This window comes from Bacteroides sp. AF39-16AC, assembly GCF_003602735.1.
GTDB classification, from domain to species: Bacteria; Bacteroidota; Bacteroidia; order Bacteroidales; family Bacteroidaceae; genus Bacteroides; species Bacteroides uniformis.
Map to the genome: position 1 here is coordinate 110,197 of NZ_QTLN01000006.1, position 17,677 is coordinate 127,873.

Sequence of the window (17,677 nt, forward strand, 5' to 3'; positions counted from 1 at the left end):
TTATATTCTCATTTTTCATTTTCCGTTTTCCATTTTCCATTGGTTTAACGTTTACTCGCGTCGAACAAGCTTTTCTTTTCCTCTGTAGTAAGGCTTTCGTATCCCGATTTCTTTAATTTGTCGAGAATGCGGTCTATCTCGTCGGATTGGGCTTTTTTCCGTGCGTTGTAATCATAATCTTTTTGTTTGCCAGTACCGTAGTGTACTTTCATTTTCGGCTTTCTGGGTTTGAAGCTGACGATGGAAACTAAGGTATCCAGACATTTGTTTATCCATGAGGTCAGGTCACTACCTTTGCTGAGGCTGGCGGCAAACCATACCCCTGCCAGCGCACCTCCTAAATGTGCGATGTGTCCACCGGCATTGCTGGAGGTGATGAACAGTAAATCGGTGCCTATAACGATGAGTGCCAGGTATTTCAGCCGGATGGTTCCGAACAGCAGTAGCCGTATCGGATAGTTGGGCTCGCGATAGGCGGTGGCGGCTACAATGGCAAGTACAGAGGCAGAAGCGCCCAGCATGAAAGAATAGTCTGTCATGGGACGGAAATACGGGAAAATGTTATAGGCGGCCATATAGAGCAGACCGCCGCAAATTCCTCCCAGAATGTATACACCCCGGAGATGCTTTGCAGAGAAGAAACTCAGGAACAGTGCACCGAACCAGTAAAGCCACAGCATATTGAAAAGAATGTGCATGAATCCTGCATGCATGAACATATATGTCAGTAGTGACCATGGTTGCAGGATGAAGCGTAGGACTGATGCCGGCAGTTCCAGCCATTCGAATACGCCTGCTATGCTCCGGTTGAACAACTGGAACATGACTTCGGTTAGCGTAGTAAGTATGAATACCGCTACATTGATGTAAATCAGTTGGATATAAATGTTCCCCCTACGGAAGGTTTCTTTCAAATCAGTTATAATAGTAGCCATTTCCTCTGTTCTTTTTTCTCCAGTACATAATTAGGATAAAGCCGAATACCATACCACCCAGATGTGCGAAGTGAGCCACATTGTCTCCTGCACTGTTTGCAAATCCGGCATAAAGTTCAATCAAGGCATATCCGATAACAAAATATTTGGCCTTGATGGGAACCGGTAACGGGAAGATGAACATTTGCTGGTTGGGGAACAACATGCCGAATGCCAGCAGAATGGCGTATACTGCTCCCGAAGCTCCCACGGTAGTCATCATATTGAGATATTCCTCCATCGGGATGATGGCCATGCCAGTATTTACGCTGTCATAGGCGGAAAGTACTGTCTCATAATGAATATACTGTACCACCTCCTGGATAATTCCGGCTCCTATACCGCACACCAGATAGTAGAACAGAAATCGTTTTGGCCCCCATACCTGCTCTAAAATACGTCCGAACATCCATACAGCAAACATGTTGAAAAATATGTGCGCGAATCCGGCGTGCATGAACATATATGTTATCAATTGTGCTGCATTGAAATCTTCGGCAAGGAAAAAATGCAATCCCAGATATTGGGCGAGGTCGATGCCGTAGCTTTGGGCGACAATGGTGCCCAAAAACATCAGCACATTAATGATTAAAAGGTTTTTGGTTACAGTAGGTATAGTATTCATAATCTGTTGTTTCAATTCATTTTACAGTTCAAAAACAGTTGTCTGTTTTTGCTTTCTCCGGCAAAAATACGAATAAATTCTGTTCTATAACAGAAAAAGCAGATTCTATTCCTTCTTTTTCGTTGTTTTCCAATATTTTTTTAATGTTTTTATTTGATATTCAGAAATATTGCTCTATTTTTGTGGAGGTTTGTGATGAAAAGTAAAAATATCTTTTGTGTAACATATTAATTAATTTTAAGCATTATGAATAAGGCGGAACTTATTAGCGCTATGGCAGCGGAGTCTGGTTTGTCAAAGACTGATTCAAAGAAAGCATTGGATGCATTTATCGCGTCAGTCACTAAGGCAATGAAGGCCGGTGATAAAGTATCATTGGTTGGTTTTGGAACTTTCAGTGTGGTGGAAAGAGGAGCGCGTATGGGTATCAACCCCTCTACTAAAAAGCCTATCGAGATTGCTGCAAAGAAAGTTGTTAAATTCAAACCAGGTACGGAATTGACAGCTGAATAAGAACAGTATACTCAACATACAAAGAGGGGACGTTTTACAAAGAGCGTCCCCTCTTTGTATGTTGAATATCTTGTGAGGCCATAAAAACAAGCCTGCTTGTTTTGTACTGATTTCGGTTTACGCTATCTTTGCACGCAGGAAAATACATTTGAATCATGAATATAGAACAGAAACTGGTATCGTCCGTCATCGGCGGACTGAAAGCGCTTTACGGACAGGATGTTCCTGCCGCACAAGTGCAGTTGCAGAAAACCAAGAAAGAATTTGAGGGACACCTCACGCTGGTTGTATTCCCTTTCCTCCGTATGTCCAAGAAAGGACCGGAGCAGACGGCCCAGGAAATTGGTGAATACTTGCAGGCAAACGAGCCTTCGGTTGCAGCATTTAATGTCATCAAGGGCTTCCTGAACCTGACCATTGCCTCCTCTGCGTGGATAGAATTGTTGAATGGCATTCATGCGGACAAGCAGTACGGTATCGTGGCTGCTACTGACAACTCTCCATTGGTGATGATTGAGTATTCTTCTCCCAACACCAACAAACCGCTTCATTTGGGCCATGTACGCAATAATCTTTTGGGAAATGCGCTGGCTAATATAGTGGCTGCCAACGGTAATAAGGTAGTAAAGACAAATATTGTCAATGACCGTGGAATTCATATCTGCAAGTCCATGTTGGCATGGCAGAAGTACGGGAATGGTGAAACTCCCGAATCATCCGGCAAGAAGGGAGACCACTTGATTGGCGATTACTATGTTTCCTTCGACAAGCATTATAAAGCGGAAGTGAAAGAACTGATGGCCAAGTTCCAAAGCGAAGGCATGAATGAGGAAGAAGCCAAAGCCAAGGCGGAAGCTGAATCTCCTTTGATGAAGGAGGCTCGTGAAATGCTGGTAAAGTGGGAGGCCAATGACCCGGAAGTACGTGCGCTCTGGAAGAAGATGAACGACTGGGTGTATGCAGGTTTTGACGAGACTTACCGTATGATGGGTGTAACTTTTGATAAGATATATTACGAATCAAACACGTACCTCGAAGGTAAGGAGAAGGTAATGGAGGGCCTGGAGAAAGGCTTCTTCTACCGGAAAGAAGATGGCTCTGTATGGGCAGACCTCACGGGTGAGGGGTTGGACCACAAGCTGCTGTTGCGTGCGGACGGTACATCCGTCTACATGACGCAGGATATAGGTACTGCCAAACTCCGCTTTGCAGATTATCCCATCGACAAGATGATTTATGTGGTAGGCAACGAACAGAATTACCATTTCCAGGTATTGTCCATCCTGCTCGACAAACTGGGCTTCGAATGGGGTAAAGGGTTGGTGCACTTCTCTTACGGTATGGTGGAACTTCCCGAGGGCAAGATGAAGAGCCGCGAAGGTACAGTAGTTGATGCTGACGACTTGATGGCGGAGATGATTGATACAGCCAAGGAAACCAGCAATGAACTGGGTAAGCTGGATGGTCTGACAAAGGAAGAGGCAGACAATATCGCCCGTATCGTTGGTCTGGGTGCCTTAAAGTACTTCATCCTGAAAGTGGATGCCCGCAAGAACATGACATTCAATCCAAAAGAGTCCATCGACTTTAATGGTAATACGGGACCGTTCATCCAATATACTTATGCACGTATCCAGTCTGTTCTCCGCAAGGCAAAAGAGGCCGGTATCGAAATCCCTGCCCAGTTACCTGCCGGCATTGAACTGAGTGAGAAGGAAGAGGGACTGATACAGATGGTTGCCGACTTTGCCGCTATTGTGAAGCAGGCAGGTGAGGATTACAGTCCGTCCATCATTGCAAACTATACGTATGACCTTGTGAAGGAATATAACCAGTTCTACCATGACTTCAGCATTTTGCGTGAGGAGAACGAAGCAGTGAAGATATTCCGCCTTGCATTGTCCGAAAATGTAGCCAAGGTGGTACGCTTAGGTATGGGCTTACTGGGAATTGAGGTACCTGACAGAATGTAACTTTACGCAAGTTTCTTATAAATGAAAGCGGAGCGTAGCCGGATTGATTCTCGGCTATGCTCCGTTTTTCTGTTTTATGTTCTATTGTTGGCTTTGCAACATGTCCTTTATTTCTTATACCAATTTTTGTGGGTGCTTCCGTCCGATTTGACCCATTCGATGAAGTCGGGATATGTGTTGTATATCTTTACGCCCTCTGCAGGTATATTGAAATCTACGATGTTGGGGAGGTTGATTCCGAAGGGCATCAGTTGTATTTCCTCTTTATAGCGTGCAATATAATAGATTCCTGCTGAGGTGTTCGACACATCGTCCTGGGTATTGAAGAGCTCCATATCGGCTTTGTTGGTGGGCGGATAATTCACTAAGTGTACCTCTCTGTTTCTGTCGTTGACAAAAATGAACGGGTTGTAGGGAGGATTCACAGAGTTGTCTTTGGAAGAGATGTCTATCACTTCAGTGGTGACAGTGATTTTTTGTCCCAGCACTTTCTTGATATCGTTAAAAAGAGTGATGGTGGGGTGTGACTGTCCCGTTTCCATTTCCCAGCTGTCTGAACCGGTGACATTGATGCTCCTTACTTTGGACGGGTCGATATTGGAAAGTTGGTAACCGAATCCGCAAACGTAGCTCCCTCCATTGTGGATAGGGGTAAACTCATCCATAATCTTATATATCTTATCGTCCAGAGCACTTTTGTAGATGGTGGATTGGTATTCGACCACTACATCGTTCATGTCATAATCTCCTTCAGAGGGCCATTGGTCCTCATAGGTCAGTGTACCATAAACAGTATATTCCAGGCTGCTGGGCGGATCTACCGGAGGCAGTTCTGGTCCTTCAGGGTCAATGGCATTGGCTTCTGCTATCTTGACATAGAATGTGGCGTCACAGTAGTCGTAGTCTGTATTGTCTTCGAATCCGATGGCTACAATCTGGTTTGTTCCTCCATCGCGCAGGGCTACCACGCGTTGTGCATTGTCACTGTTCATAGAACTGTAAGAAAAGCGGGTGTGACCGGTCTTCTTGATGTTTCCGTTGTTAAAGCCCATTCCTTCCAGACACCAGCCTAGAGTAACGCCGGCAGGGAATTTATCTTCGAACTGCTGTGTACTTTTATTCCAATATTTCAGTTTCATTTCATGGCCGCAGAGTAGTCTGCCCGTTCCGCTTGACTTGCTGATGGGGGACGCATTAGGGAATGCAAGGATTTTCTGGACCGTGCTTTCAGTAGGGACTTCGTTGGTCGGATAGGTGAAATATCCGATGGTATTGTTCCATCCGGCACCACTGCTAATGAATACAAGACTCACTTCCGTCGCTTTAGTGATTTTGATTTCGGATGTTGTGTTATTGTTGAGCCATTCCGGATGCATGACTTTTATTCCTTCTTTGGCCACCTTGGTATATGTTTTTTTGATGCTGTACAGAATTTCAGCCGGTGGCATACTCAAGATACTTTCTATATTGACTGGAAGACCATAAACATCCCAATCCGTACCCGGAATGAGTTTCCAATCGTCAGGATAGCTGTAGCCGCCTGCTGTCGTTGCCCTTGTGTTGGTTTGCAAGGATGCTATATATTCCGCCTGGTCAAAATTGATTTCTTCATTGGACACTGCTAACTTGACCGGAGAAACGGCACCGGGATAGTCACTGTAAATCCATATTTCCGTAATGTCGGAGGGGATGGTGATTTTCCCTGAGTACTGCCCTTTTTTGTCTGTGGAGGCTGCATAGATGGGGGAGAGCTTCTCATCTTTTATCCAAGAGTTGTTCTCTTCCTTCATGGGATTCTGATTGTAGAGCTCGAAAATAATGTAATAGTCGTTGGTGAAACCATAGTCGACGTTCAGTTTTACTTCTTTCGTCAGACTGAAATCGAATACCTCTGTGGGATTCAACGGTGTATTCTTATCTCCTTGATACACGTCTTTTTCCATACAACTGCTGAACAGAGATATTGCCAGTAACAGAATGGAAGTTCTTTTGGTAAAGAAAATTTTATTCATACCTTTCATTTTTTGTTTGTTTGCTTGCTGTAATTGCCTTTAGCACAAATATATATATTTATTTGATATAGAAAGAAAACTTTCACTTGTTTCGACCGTCTTGGAGCTCTTTTATGAGAATAACGGTAAAAGCAACCTTAAATTGGAAGGGAAAGATGAAAGAAAAAAGAAAATCCTCCTTTGCCGGATATTTTGTCCGGCAAAGGAGGATTTTGTATCATGTACTTTCATTTTACTTTTTCTTGGCTGTTGAAGTGGCCTTGGTTGTCGCTGCCTTCGTCGCCTTACTGGTTTTCGTTGTTGACTTGGCTGTGGGCTTGGTTACCTTTGCAGTCCGTTTCGACTTGCCCGTCTCCTTGTCGCTTTGCAGTTTCACAATCTCCAGACAAGCCTGAAGGCTTAGGTCTTGAGGGATGATGTCTTTAGGAATCTTGTAGTTGCTGCCTTTATAAGCGATGTAAGGGCCATAGCGTCCATTCAGGATTTCCAGTTCCGGTTCTTCCTCAAACTTCTTGATATGTTTCTGGGCTTCTGCTTCTTGTTTCTTTTGCAAAAGTTCAATAGCTTCTTCCAGCGTAACAGTCATCGGGTCCATTGTCTTGGGTAATGAGGCATACAAGCCGTTGTTCTGGATATAAGGTCCGAAACGTCCCGCACCTACGACTACATTCTTGCCTTCGTACTCTCCGAGAGTACGGGGAAGTTTGAACAGCTCCAGCGCTTCTTCCAGCGTAATGGTCTCGATGGACATTTCTTTTTTTACCTGGGCGAAACGGGGCTTTTCCTCATCTTCGGCAGTACCTATCTGTGCTACTGGGCCGAAACGTCCTATTTTTACAGACACTTGTTTTCCGCTGACGGGGTCTGTTCCTAGAATCCGTTCGCCTGCCTTGTGGGCGGTTTTCGCGGCAAGCGTGTTCTCCACCGAAGGATGGAATTTCTTATAGAATGTTTTCAGAATGGCGGTCCATTGCTTGTCACCTTCGGCTATTTCGTCGAATTGCTTTTCGACGCTCGCAGTGAAGTTGTAGTCAAGGATGTCCGGGAAGTACTCTATCAGGAAGTCATTGACCACAATACCGGTGTCTGTCGGCATCAGTTTTGACTTTTCAGCTCCGGTGATTTCTGTATGGTTGTTGTCCGTTATTTCATTACCCTGCAGGTTAAGCACATTGTAGGTGCGTTCTTCACCTGCTTTTTCTCCTTTTATCACGTATTCGCGTTGCTGGATGGTGGAAATGGTCGGAGCATAGGTAGACGGACGTCCGATACCCAGTTCCTCCAATTTGCGCACAAGGCTTGCTTCCGTGTAGCGGGGAGGGTGTTGGGTGAAACGTTCGGTAGCGGTGATACCTTCATGTTCGAGCTTCTGTCCTTTTTTCAGAGGGGGCAGTAGGCGTGCCTCATCTTCCTGGGTTTCTACGTCATCATCGTATGATTCGCGGTAGACACGGAGGAAACCGTCGAATTTCACCACTTCGCCGGTTGCAGTGAAAGTCTCCGTCTCGTTGCTGATAGCAATGGTTACGGTTGTCTTTTCCACTTCGGCATCTGCCATCTGCGAGGCGATGGTACGTTTCCAGATGAGGTCGTACAGCTTTCTTTCCTGCGGGGTACCTTCTATCTTGGCATTCTCCATATAGGTGGGGCGGATAGCTTCGTGGGCTTCTTGCGCTCCTTTGGTCTTGGTGGCGAAGTGGCGGTTGTGTACGTAACGTTCGCCCATCAGGTTGGAGATGGTTTCACGGCTGGCGTTGACGGCAAGTTCGGAAAGGTTGACGGAGTCGGTACGCATGTAGGTTATCAATCCGGATTCGTACAGACGTTGCGCCACCATCATGGTCTGTGCCACGGTGAAGCCCAGTTTGCGGGCAGCCTCCTGCTGCAAGGTAGAGGTGGTGAACGGGGCTGCGGGAGTTTTCTTCAGCGGACGGGTAGTGATGTCGCTGATGGTAAACGTGGCTGCTTTACAGCTCTCCAGCAATTTCCGGGCTTCTGCCTTTGTCTTAAGCCGGTGCGCCAGTTCGGCTTTCATTTCCACTGTTTTGCCGTCAGTGTCCGGAACGAGGAATACGGCGGTAACACGGTAGGATGCTTCGGTTTGGAATGCATGTATCTCGCGTTCGCGCTCTACAATGAGACGGACGGCTACGGACTGTACACGGCCTGCAGAAAGGGCAGGTTTCACTTTCTTCCACAATACCGGTGAAAGTTCAAAACCTACGATACGGTCCAGGATACGTCGGGCTTGCTGGGCATCGACCAGGTTGATGTCAATGTCACGGGGATTTTCTATCGCTTTCAGGATGGCACCTTTGGTGATTTCATGGAAGACGATACGTCTGGTGTGTTCCGGTTTCAGTTTCAGCACTTCGTACAAGTGCCATGCGATGGCTTCCCCTTCGCGGTCCTCATCGGAAGCCAGCCATACGGTTTCTGCCTGCTCGGCTTCTTCTTTCAGCTGGGTTACGAGTTTCTTTTTATCCGCCGGTATCTCGTAATGCGGTTTGAAGTCTTTGTCTACGTCAATACTGAATTCTTTTTTCTTCAAATCACGTATATGGCCGTAGCTGGAAAGGACTTTGAAATCTTTTCCAAGGAATTTCTCGATGGTTTTTGCTTTCGCCGGAGACTCGACTATGACAAGGTTTTTCTGCATAAATTTCTGTTTTTTAGTGACTCCCGCCACTGAATTCGCCCGCAAAAGTAGGAAAAAAAGATTCTTCCCACCTTATAATATAAGGAGAATTTAGCAAAAATGACCTTTTTTGTTCAAATTAGAGCTCCGGCTTGTGCTGCCCCTATTAAAAGAGGAAGCTTACTCCGCCTAAGAAACTGAGACCTTCTGAAGGGTATCCCCAGTAGTACTGGTAATCTTTGTTCAGCAAGTTGTTCACGCGCGCATACACGGAGATACCTTTGAAGAGTTCGTAACTGCCGTTTAGATAGAGATTGCTGACAGGGTCTGCCTTGTTGCCCTCCACCCCCTGGCGTGAGATGTGCTGATAGCCGATGCCGACAAGCAGTGGGGAGATGGGGCGTACCTTGAGATTGAGATTGCCTTCTACGGCCGGTTTGAAGCTTACTACGACATCAGGACCGTCTGAGTCCGTTGTCCAATGGCGATAGACGGCATTGGCGGCGAGATAGAAAACATCCTTGTAGTTGTAGCTCAGGTCAGCTCCTGCGTAGAGGTTCTTGGTATCTTCTGTGAGGTAAACATTGCTTATCCCGTCGGACTTGACAGTCGGAGTGTCAATCAGGTCGTTTTTCAAATCTTGATACCCGCCGTATAGGTTGAACCACAATCCGCTGACCGGACTTGCCTTGAAGCCGATGGCTGCGTTGAGCTGTTCGTAGGTATTGTCAAGCTGCTGGTTTGTAATGCCATAAGGCGTAATGGTTTCCAGACGGCGGAAATCGTTCTGTAGCCGTCCTCCCTTACCTTGTGCGTAGAGGATGTAGCTGTCCGAGAAGATGTATTGTATTTCTACGTCGGGAGCGGCGCGGAACTTCTTGCCGAAGCCGAAAGCCAGGTCGACGTGTGCGCCGAGACGTATTTTCCAGTCGTCATTCTGAAAGAGATAGTATGGATTGAAGTCTACGTCGGTGTGATTCTCGAAACGTCCGTCGCTGTAGAATGTATTGTCCATGGCAAAAGCCATGCCGATGGTCTGCTCATCGGAGATGGAACCGGTGACATCGGCTTTGGTACGCACGATATTTTCTTTGATATTGCTCACCATGAGGTCGTGTTGGCGCTGGTAGACCAACAAATTGGTTTCGGCACGGAATTGGAGAGGCATATCGTCGCTCGTGGAACTTACCCCGAAATGTACATCACCCGAAACGAATTTCTGCTTGTTGCTGACGAAGTCGGGCAGGAAGTTGAAATTGCTTTGGTTGAACTTTCCGGCAATATTCAAATCGACTTTGCTGAAAGCATGTACATAATCCATGGCAGCATGGGTACGGTAGTAGAATGAATTCCACTTCCCGCCATTATCCGGCAAGTCCAGTTTGCCATCCATGCCATCCATTGTGAATGTCAGGTTGAGGCGGTCTTTGGGGGATAAGGAGAAGAGGTAGTTGGCACGTACATCGAGGTTACCGTAGTTACCGTATCCCAAGCGTACATATCCGGGCAGCGCTTTCGCCTGCGTCTCTTTTCCGGTATAGGCTTGCATGATACCTGCCGGGATATGGGTTGCCGGCATCAGGGTGGCGTCATATTCCACCGCCTTTTTGCTGACGGTAGGAGGTTCCACCCTGGGAAGCACGTTCACTTTGGAGGCGTCCATGATGTCCGGATTATATTCTTGTTCCACGACTACCGTACGGTTCATGGTGGTGTCTTGGGGTTGTGTCTGGGCTTGTGCTCCCAAAGAGAGGGAGACAAGCATAGTTCCTGCGAGGATATATTGTTTCTTTTTCATAATGTGCTATATTTCTTACTTCAATTTCTCCAGTCTTTCGTTAATCATGCTTGCTATATCGTCGTCGGCCTGGTAGTTCTGCTGCAGGCTCAATAGGTATTGGCGTGCATCGAGCTTCTTGTCCATGGCTACATATACATCAGACAGAAGTATGAAACTGCGTGCCAGCCAGTAGGCATGCGGTGTACTCTGGTCGATGAAATTAAGGATTTCCTTTTCTGCAGAGGCATAATTACCGGCGTTGTACCATTGTAATGCCACCAGATATTTGGCTTCGGCTCCATAAAGGGTACGGGTGTCTTTGGCCAGCAGTTGAAGGTCATCCATTGCCTTCTTGTCGGCTTTCTGGTTGAGGTATGCCTTGGCACGGTAGTACAATGCCTCGTTCCGGAGCTCCGGAGACAGCTTGGCTTCGGCAAGCAAGGCTGTGGCGGCGTTGATGACTTCCGCATCATCATGCATCAGTGCTCCACAGCGCAGTACACCGATAGCGCCAAGCTGGCGGCGCTCTGCCGTGGTGGCTTTGGCCTGCAATTTCTTGTAGTCGGCCAATGCCAGGTCATATTGCTGGCGGTTGAACAGAATTTCTCCATGCATCAGCAAAGCCTCTTCAGAATATGGGTTATCGGGGTATTCCAGCAGTTTTCCGGCATGTTCCAATACCGCCTCGTCATCTTTCTGCTCTTTGCCTATGACGCAGAGGTAGTAGTGTGCATTCAGGCTGAAAGCGCCTCCCGGATAACTTTGCAGATAACGGGTGAAGCTCTCTTTGGCAGGTGCGGCTTCGCCTTTCATATATACTTTTTCGGCAGCGATGTAAGTCAGCGAGTCTTGCTCACTGGGTTCGAAGCGGATTTCTCCCGGCATCTGGGCGGCGAGGGCGGCAAACTCATCCACGCGGTTGGCATCTACGTAAATGGACTTCAAGTCGCGCATGGCAAGGCGGGCTTCCTCGCTTCCGGGATATTGGGTGACCACATGCTTGTAGGCTTCTATGGCACGGTCATAGTCATCGTTCTGGTAGTAAAGCAGACCGATTTCGGCGGCGGCTTTACGGCTGACGGGGCTTTCGGGGTATTTGGCAAGCAGCTCGCGGAAGGTGGCGATAGCCTGGCGGCTGTTGTTGCTCTGTACGTAGGAGCGTCCCTTCTCGTAGAGGGCATTGATGGCGTAGGGCGAGTTGGGATATTTGGCTGCAAGTCGGTCCAGCATGCTCACCTTTTCCGTATAGTTTTTCTGCATGCCATATACCAGTGCTAATTGATAGACGGCATAGTCTCCGGCGGGAGTGTTCAGGTTCTCGGCTTTGGCGTAGTATTGCTTGGCTTCCTCGAAACGGCGGACGTGCAGGTTACAGTCACCGATGCGGTTGTAGGCATCTGCCAATGCGGTCGGGTTTTCGCCTTTCTCCAGTTGGACAAAGTTGCGGAAACGGTTCTCTGCCGTCGAATAGTCTTTCTGGTGGAAAGCGATGTAGCCCAGGTTATAGTAGGCAAGGGCGAACATTTCCGTATCCCTCTGCCGGGTGAGTGACAGATATTCGTTGAAATTGCGGGCGGCTTCTCTCATCCGGTTCAGGCGGTAATAAGACTCGCCGAGCCAGTAGAGGGCGTCTGCCTTGGTCTGGAGGTTGTATTGTCCCAGCGTGACGCTTTGGTTGAAGTAACCGATGGCTTGCTCGAACTGCGTGTTGGCAAAAGACTGGGTCCCGAGTTGGAACAGAATCTTCTGCTTGGCTTCCAGAATGGCTTTGCTGGGATGGGAGATGCGGTCGATGGATTTGAGTGCGGCATCGTAGCTGCGTGTATTCATGTACACTTCCACCAGGTAGTTGCTGACTTTCTCGGCATAAGGAGAGTTCGGGAACTCGTTCAGGAATTTCTCAAAGACGGTCACCGATTCGCCGAAAGCGGAATAGGAGGTCTCGTGGATGCATAAGGCGTAGTTATAGGCGGCTTGTTCCTTGACTTTCATATCGGCGTTGGAGGCGGCAGCCTGCTCGAAGGCCATACGCGCTTTGGTCTTGTCTGCCAGTTGCAGATAAGACAGTCCCATGTGCAGGTATGCGTTCTGCGAAAGGGCGTCGTTTTCGGCAGTCACTCTGCCGAGGACGGAGGGGACTTGCGAATACACGCCGCATTGATAATAGGACATTCCCAGCATGTAAAGGGCATCCCTTCTATGAGCGGCAGATTCGGCATTGTGTTCTATATATTGTCCGAAGGACTTTACGGCTTCGTGATACTTCCCGAAATGGTATTCGGCTGTACCGAGGATACGGTTCAGCTCTGCCGTGTGGGTGTAGCTCAGACCGTCGGGATGGGCTGACAGTGCATTCTGCGCCACGATTTCCGCCTTGTCGTACTGCTTCTTCAACAGATAGATTTCGGCGATGTAATAGGGAACCAAGTCCTTGTATTTGGCATTGTCCTGCAAAGGCAGGAAACCGCTGAGCGCTTCGTCATACCGTCCTTGGGTATATCGGATATAAGAGATGTAGTAAGCACAGTCCGCTGCATACTTGCGGCTGGTGCTACGCAGGGTCTCGAACCAGATGGCTGCTTCCTTTACATTGCCCGTCTTCAGATAGCAGGTGGCAAGGCGGTAGGTCATGTCGTCACGCTCCTCGGTACCCAGAAGGTCGAGGCGGGCGGAGTTGAACATGGCGAGGGCATCGTCATAATTGCCTTCGAAGAAATAGGAGGAGGCGATTAATGCATAGATGCGGTTGGCATGGGGAGTATCAGGATATTCGTCCAGGAAGGCGCGGAGCAAGTCTATGCTTTTGGGGTCTCTGAGCTCGTATGCGGCGCATACCAGCATGTATTCCGCTTCTTGCCGCTCGCCGGTATCGGGCAGAGGCTTGCCGTCTGCATTCATCTGGCGTACATAGGCTTGCAACGGAGAGATGGCGGCAGCATAGGCCTTTTGCTGGAACAGCGTTTGTCCTTCCTGGTAGAGTCGCTTGGGAGAAGTACTCTTCTCGCTTGTTTGTGCTGAGGCGAGTAAAGGTGCGCAACAGAGTGCTGTGCACAATATTCGGGAGATTTTATGTTTCATCTTCTTTTGTTAGAATAGGTATTTTACAAAAATACGGGTTTTAACCCGGAAATGTTACACTTGTTTGGCTTTTTTAGGATATATACCATAATAGGAACGAATAATCATTCGCTTTTGTTCTTCCGCATGTCTTCCAGGAAGATACCCACTCCTTTGCGGATGGAGCCGAGCCCGAACTCTTCCGTACGGATATCTTTCAAGGGGAGGAAGAAGAGGTCTGCCGCGTCGTCCATCGCCTTGAAGTGCAAGGTGTCCTCCACCGTACAACGGAAAAACATATCCAGCGTGTGTACGGGGAAGCCGGAATAGATGTAAATATTGGGCAGGGAGAAGAGATATTCGGCCTTTGCCACCTTCATGCCGGTTTCTTCTCTTACTTCGCGGGCAACGCCTTCCTCTCCGGTCTCGGTCATGTCAATGAAGCCTCCGGGGAGGTCCAGCGTCCCTTTGGCAGGCTCTTTGGCGCGGCGGCACACCAGTAGCTCGTCGCGCTCGTTCAGTATCAAGGCGACGGTGGCGGAAGAGGGGTTGAAGTAGTAGACGAAACCGCAGTCGGCGCACTGCTTCGACTTCTCGTTATGAACTTCGAAATGGGCTGAACCGCATTTCGGACAATATTTGAATTGCGAAAGTGGATGTTCCATGATATTTTAGCCTTTGTCCGGGGGACAAAGATAATGGAAACCAGGTGTAGAATGAAAGGAACAGAATGAATTTTTCGTATCTTTGGCGACTATAAAACCATATCGGATGAAAGATTTTGCTGCCATTGATTTTGAAACGGCCAACGAACAGCGTACCAGCGTTTGTAGTGTAGGAGTGGTTATCGTACGTGATGGAGAGATTGTGGACCATTATTATAGCCTCATCCGTCCCGAACCGGAGTATTACACTTATTGGAATACCCGCGTGCATGGTCTGACGTTGGCAGATACCCAGGATGCTCCTATCTTTCCCGTTGTGTGGCAGGAAATAGCTCCACGCATTGAAGGCTTGCCATTGGTAGCGCACAACAAGGCCTTTGATGAAAGCTGCCTGAAAGCTGTTTTCCGTACTTACTGCATGGATTATCCGGATTATGAGTTTTATTGTACTTTGCAGGCATCACGTCGTGCTATAAAGGGATTGCCTAACTATCAGTTGCATACAGTGGCTGTTTGCTGTGGCTATCAGTTGGAACATCATCATCATGCGTTGGCTGATGCTGAGGCTTGTGCATGGATAGCGAAACAGGTCATATAAATAAACAGAGGAGACTTGTCATGAAGCCTCCTCTGTGGAATTGTTTGTTTCCTTGATAAAACTCTATCAGTTTATCCTAATGGATTTTCACCTTGGTCACCATCATTGCCGCCGCCTCCGCTTTCGTTTCCTCCGGGATTTTCTTCATTGTCCGGCACGATTTCAGAGCCGGTTACCAATCGTGTGATGCCCGATTGTTTCATCATGTTCTTCAAACGTTGTCCCGGCACGAAAATCAGTTTCTGGCGGTAAACGACATCAGCCGTTACAGACTTTGCATCCTCCTGGCTTTTGCCGTTCAATCCCGGTCGGAGGCTTCCGAAGTCTCCCAGCCGTACGGTTGCACCGATGCTGGCATAGGTGCAGAGTGCGTCAATCATACCGTCCAATACGGCTTTTACGATACCTCTTGGCACCATCCCTTGACTGGTCACCTGGTCGCATAATCTATCAAAGTCAATATTTGCTACGGAATAAGAAGCAGCTACATACTTCTCGGTTTTGGTACCAATGCCTACCATTCTCTTTTTTACTACATAACGAAATGCCATAATGTTTTTTGTTTTTAATGGTTGTTACTTGCGGTTTCGTTCACTCGTCAGTTAGCGAGACCTGTTTCTTTGTGACCACGGTGCGAAGTTACAACACTTAAAAACGGCATGGTGCTTTAACGGGACTGAACGACTTTTTTTAACGTTGTATTTAGCCATTTGACGACATGGAAAGTCCTATGCTATAACCTATTGCCTATATTTAAAAAAAATGGGTGATTACATAAAATAATAATTTTGTGATTCTCCATCTGTAATCAAGTACAATCCATTGTCTGTAAACTTGATGACTTTGGGTTTGAATGTGAGTTTCTTCAATGCCTCTGCCAAATTGGATGGAATGTTTTTGTAATATACTCCGTTTTTGCAGCAAGCTATCATCCCGTAATTGGTAATATAGGCATAGTAAACCTCTTCGTATAGTTCTTCGGCTTTCAGTATGAAATTTTTGATGGTTTCATTTGAATAGCTGTAATGCTTGTCCGTGATAACTACCCATTCTCCTCTATCATTGAAGCAGGCCGAAAGAATATTGTCGTCTCTTAAATCTCCTGTACGATACTGCTCCAGTTTTTTGAGAAATTTCTCTGGGTGTCCAAGCGCCCAATACCCTGAACCGCCTAAGATAATTACATAGTTGCCATTTTCAGTGATGTTGATGTCTGTTATTTCAGAATTGCTACTGTTAGCTTCTTCTATACGTTTCTTAAGCCTGCTGGGAGTACTGCCGGTGTAGGCATATCCACTATTCCCATACACTCCTACTCCTGCTCCATACATAGTGATTGCTCCGGTACGGCATTTCCCCCATTTGTTGATGGCTTCTGTGATGTATGACATGTATGAGCTGGTCGGTAAATTTATATAGCGAACAGTACCGCTATAGGAAAATGGTTTTGAAACGGTTCTGGTTCTGGCTGGAAGAACCGGTTCCGCTTTTTCTTTACAGATATAAGAAGTACCGGCTATCAATTCATTTCCAATCCATTTTCCTGACTGAATGGTGTGTGCCGTAATATCAAAGTAAGCGCCGTATCCATTTCTTTCACCATCCTTCCAAGGGCCGAACCACATATCCCCATTTTCCCAGATATGAATGCCGTATCCGTGGCGTTGTCCATTATAGGTTTCTCCCCAATATTTATTCCCGTTTGTGTAGTTTGTCCGTTCGAATATTTGTCCGGGGTATTCCTTGGCTTCTATTTCATAACTGTAGGGGCGGAGCAGCATATACGGTTTTCCGGTGTTTCGGTTGTATTTTACACCATTTTCAGAGCCATTTTTAACTATTATGTCATCTTCTTGAATATAGATGAATAAAGTGAATTCTGAGTTTTTAGTAAAGCCAATTTTAATATTATCTTCTTTGACTTCTACCCTGAATCCATTTATTTCATCATTTTGGGTTTGTCCTAGAAAAGCCTCCCCTCCTATTGTTTTTCCCCACTCTACCGTGCTATTGCGAACAGATTCATGCATGCTTTTCTGTTCACTTTCCGAAGGTGCAGTGTAGAATGGTTTATAGTCCGGTATCATTTTGAGGAGAGTATTCTGTCCGTTGAATCCCGCTTCTTCCAATCTTTCTATGGCAGCTTCTGCTATAGACTTCTGGAGTTCTCCAATGTCTTTGTTGAGAGCAGCCTTTTTGTACCAATATAACGCTGAATTCCCATCTTTTCTCAAGATGTTGTCTATGCCGTATTCATAAGAGATTGCAAGCGAAATCTGTCCGCTTGCATTCCCGTTTTTAGCTGCTCGTTTTGTCCATGCCATTCCGGCGGGGTAATTCTTTGTGACTCCTAACCCGTTTTTCAGTAAATAGGCTAAGCGGCTTTGTGCATAATAAGATTCCGGGCTATTATTGTGTTCGGCGGCTTTTTTATACCAGATAAAAGCCTCTTCATAGTTTTCTTTGTCTTCATATATGCGTCCAAGGTTCTTTTGTGGAAAAGCCCCATTTTTTTCAGCTGCTTTTTTATACCAATAGATGGCCGTTTCTTTATTTTGGGTTAAATTCCCCCAGCCATTACTATAGGCTGCACCCATATTGTTTTGTGCAGCAGGATTTCCTTGCTCAGCCGACTTTCGCCACCAATAAACGGCTTGTATGGTATCAGGTTTTATACCCCATCCCCTAAAGTAGCTCTGTCCGAGATAGAATTGTGCAATCGCGTTTCCATTTATTGCATCTGTCCTATAGTCCGCAGCATTCTTGTGGTTTTGCCCGTAAATACTGATAGTAAATACGGCAAGGAATATGCACATTAAATAATTTTTCATGTTTTTCATAA

Annotated in this window: 12 protein-coding genes; 3 read left to right on the forward strand and 9 right to left on the reverse strand. The window is 46.8% G+C overall.

Annotated features, from left to right (window positions below; translation table 11 throughout):
* Nucleotides 1-44 precede the first annotated feature (44 nt).
* Together DW039_RS07635 and DW039_RS07640 are read right to left on the reverse strand one after the other, a co-directional pair.
* Nucleotides 45-935: a rhomboid family intramembrane serine protease gene (locus tag DW039_RS07635; protein ID WP_005834433.1), complete on the reverse strand. Its 891-nt coding sequence runs from the start codon at nt 933-935 to the stop codon at nt 45-47.
* Nucleotides 916-1,599: a rhomboid family intramembrane serine protease gene (locus tag DW039_RS07640; RefSeq protein WP_005830648.1), complete on the reverse strand. Its 684-nt coding sequence runs from the start codon at nt 1,597-1,599 to the stop codon at nt 916-918. The genes DW039_RS07635 and DW039_RS07640 overlap by 20 nt, the downstream gene beginning before the upstream one ends.
* Nucleotides 1,600-1,845: 246 nt before the next feature.
* Between DW039_RS07640 and DW039_RS07645 the strand changes: the two genes are divergently transcribed.
* Together DW039_RS07645 and argS are read left to right on the forward strand one after the other, a co-directional pair.
* The gene (locus DW039_RS07645; RefSeq protein ID WP_005830643.1) at nt 1,846-2,112 is read left to right on the forward strand and encodes an HU family DNA-binding protein; all 267 of its coding nucleotides are present in this window, start codon (nt 1,846-1,848) and stop codon (nt 2,110-2,112) included.
* Nucleotides 2,113-2,267: 155 nt separating this feature from the next.
* On the forward strand, nt 2,268-4,085 hold the full coding sequence (gene argS, locus DW039_RS07650; protein ID WP_117749461.1) for an arginine--tRNA ligase: 1,818 nt from the start codon (nt 2,268-2,270) through the stop codon (nt 4,083-4,085).
* A gap of 107 nt (nt 4,086-4,192) precedes the next feature.
* On the opposite strand, the gene DW039_RS07655 is transcribed toward argS, so the two are convergent.
* From DW039_RS07655 to DW039_RS07675, 5 genes are all read right to left on the reverse strand, one after another.
* Nucleotides 4,193-6,097 (reverse strand): LruC domain-containing protein, encoded by a 1,905-nt coding sequence (locus tag DW039_RS07655; RefSeq protein ID WP_117963250.1) that lies wholly within the window; start codon nt 6,095-6,097, stop codon nt 4,193-4,195.
* 232 nt (nt 6,098-6,329) lie between these two features.
* Complete coding sequence (gene topA, locus DW039_RS07660) at nt 6,330-8,756, reverse strand: type I DNA topoisomerase (protein ID WP_016272395.1); 2,427 nt, start codon at nt 8,754-8,756, stop codon at nt 6,330-6,332.
* A gap of 145 nt (nt 8,757-8,901) precedes the next feature.
* Nucleotides 8,902-10,533, reverse strand: coding sequence for a TonB-dependent receptor (locus DW039_RS07665; RefSeq protein WP_120381842.1), 1,632 nt, complete (start codon nt 10,531-10,533; stop codon nt 8,902-8,904).
* A 15-nt stretch (nt 10,534-10,548) separates the two neighbouring features.
* Nucleotides 10,549-13,593 carry a tetratricopeptide repeat protein gene (locus tag DW039_RS07670; RefSeq protein WP_120381843.1) on the reverse strand — a complete coding sequence of 1,015 codons (3,045 nt, stop codon included), beginning with the start codon at nt 13,591-13,593 and terminating at the stop codon, nt 10,549-10,551.
* A gap of 104 nt (nt 13,594-13,697) precedes the next feature.
* On the reverse strand, nt 13,698-14,237 hold the full coding sequence (locus tag DW039_RS07675) for an NUDIX domain-containing protein (RefSeq protein WP_016272398.1): 540 nt from the start codon (nt 14,235-14,237) through the stop codon (nt 13,698-13,700).
* 106 nt (nt 14,238-14,343) lie between these two features.
* Between DW039_RS07675 and DW039_RS07680 the strand changes: the two genes are divergently transcribed.
* Nucleotides 14,344-14,835, forward strand: a complete 492-nt coding sequence (locus DW039_RS07680) for a 3'-5' exonuclease (protein WP_005830635.1) — start codon at nt 14,344-14,346, stop codon at nt 14,833-14,835.
* Nucleotides 14,836-14,906: 71 nt separating this feature from the next.
* Here DW039_RS07680 and DW039_RS07685 read toward each other — a convergent pair whose 3' ends face one another.
* Both DW039_RS07685 and DW039_RS07690 read right to left on the reverse strand, forming a co-directional pair.
* Nucleotides 14,907-15,386 (reverse strand): DsbA family protein, encoded by a 480-nt coding sequence (locus DW039_RS07685; RefSeq protein WP_005830632.1) that lies wholly within the window; start codon nt 15,384-15,386, stop codon nt 14,907-14,909.
* A gap of 219 nt (nt 15,387-15,605) precedes the next feature.
* Nucleotides 15,606-17,675 (reverse strand): tetratricopeptide repeat protein, encoded by a 2,070-nt coding sequence (locus DW039_RS07690; protein WP_120381844.1) that lies wholly within the window; start codon nt 17,673-17,675, stop codon nt 15,606-15,608.
* Between the last annotated feature and the right edge of the window lie 2 nt (nt 17,676-17,677).

Coding starts and splice junctions, on each gene's coding strand:
- DW039_RS07635 (WP_005834433.1), bottom strand. CDS start 935: ATGGCTACTATTATAACTGATTTGAAAGAAACCTTCCGTAGGGGGAAC.
- DW039_RS07640 (WP_005830648.1), bottom strand. CDS start 1,599: ATGAATACTATACCTACTGTAACCAAAAACCTTTTAATCATTAATGTG.
- DW039_RS07645 (WP_005830643.1), top strand. CDS start 1,846: ATGAATAAGGCGGAACTTATTAGCGCTATGGCAGCGGAGTCTGGTTTG.
- argS (WP_117749461.1), top strand. CDS start 2,268: ATGAATATAGAACAGAAACTGGTATCGTCCGTCATCGGCGGACTGAAA.
- DW039_RS07655 (WP_117963250.1), bottom strand. CDS start 6,097: ATGAATAAAATTTTCTTTACCAAAAGAACTTCCATTCTGTTACTGGCA.
- topA (WP_016272395.1), bottom strand. CDS start 8,756: ATGCAGAAAAACCTTGTCATAGTCGAGTCTCCGGCGAAAGCAAAAACC.
- DW039_RS07665 (WP_120381842.1), bottom strand. CDS start 10,533: ATGAAAAAGAAACAATATATCCTCGCAGGAACTATGCTTGTCTCCCTC.
- DW039_RS07670 (WP_120381843.1), bottom strand. CDS start 13,593: ATGAAACATAAAATCTCCCGAATATTGTGCACAGCACTCTGTTGCGCA.
- DW039_RS07675 (WP_016272398.1), bottom strand. CDS start 14,237: ATGGAACATCCACTTTCGCAATTCAAATATTGTCCGAAATGCGGTTCA.
- DW039_RS07680 (WP_005830635.1), top strand. CDS start 14,344: ATGAAAGATTTTGCTGCCATTGATTTTGAAACGGCCAACGAACAGCGT.
- DW039_RS07685 (WP_005830632.1), bottom strand. CDS start 15,386: ATGGCATTTCGTTATGTAGTAAAAAAGAGAATGGTAGGCATTGGTACC.
- DW039_RS07690 (WP_120381844.1), bottom strand. CDS start 17,675: ATGAAAAACATGAAAAATTATTTAATGTGCATATTCCTTGCCGTATTT.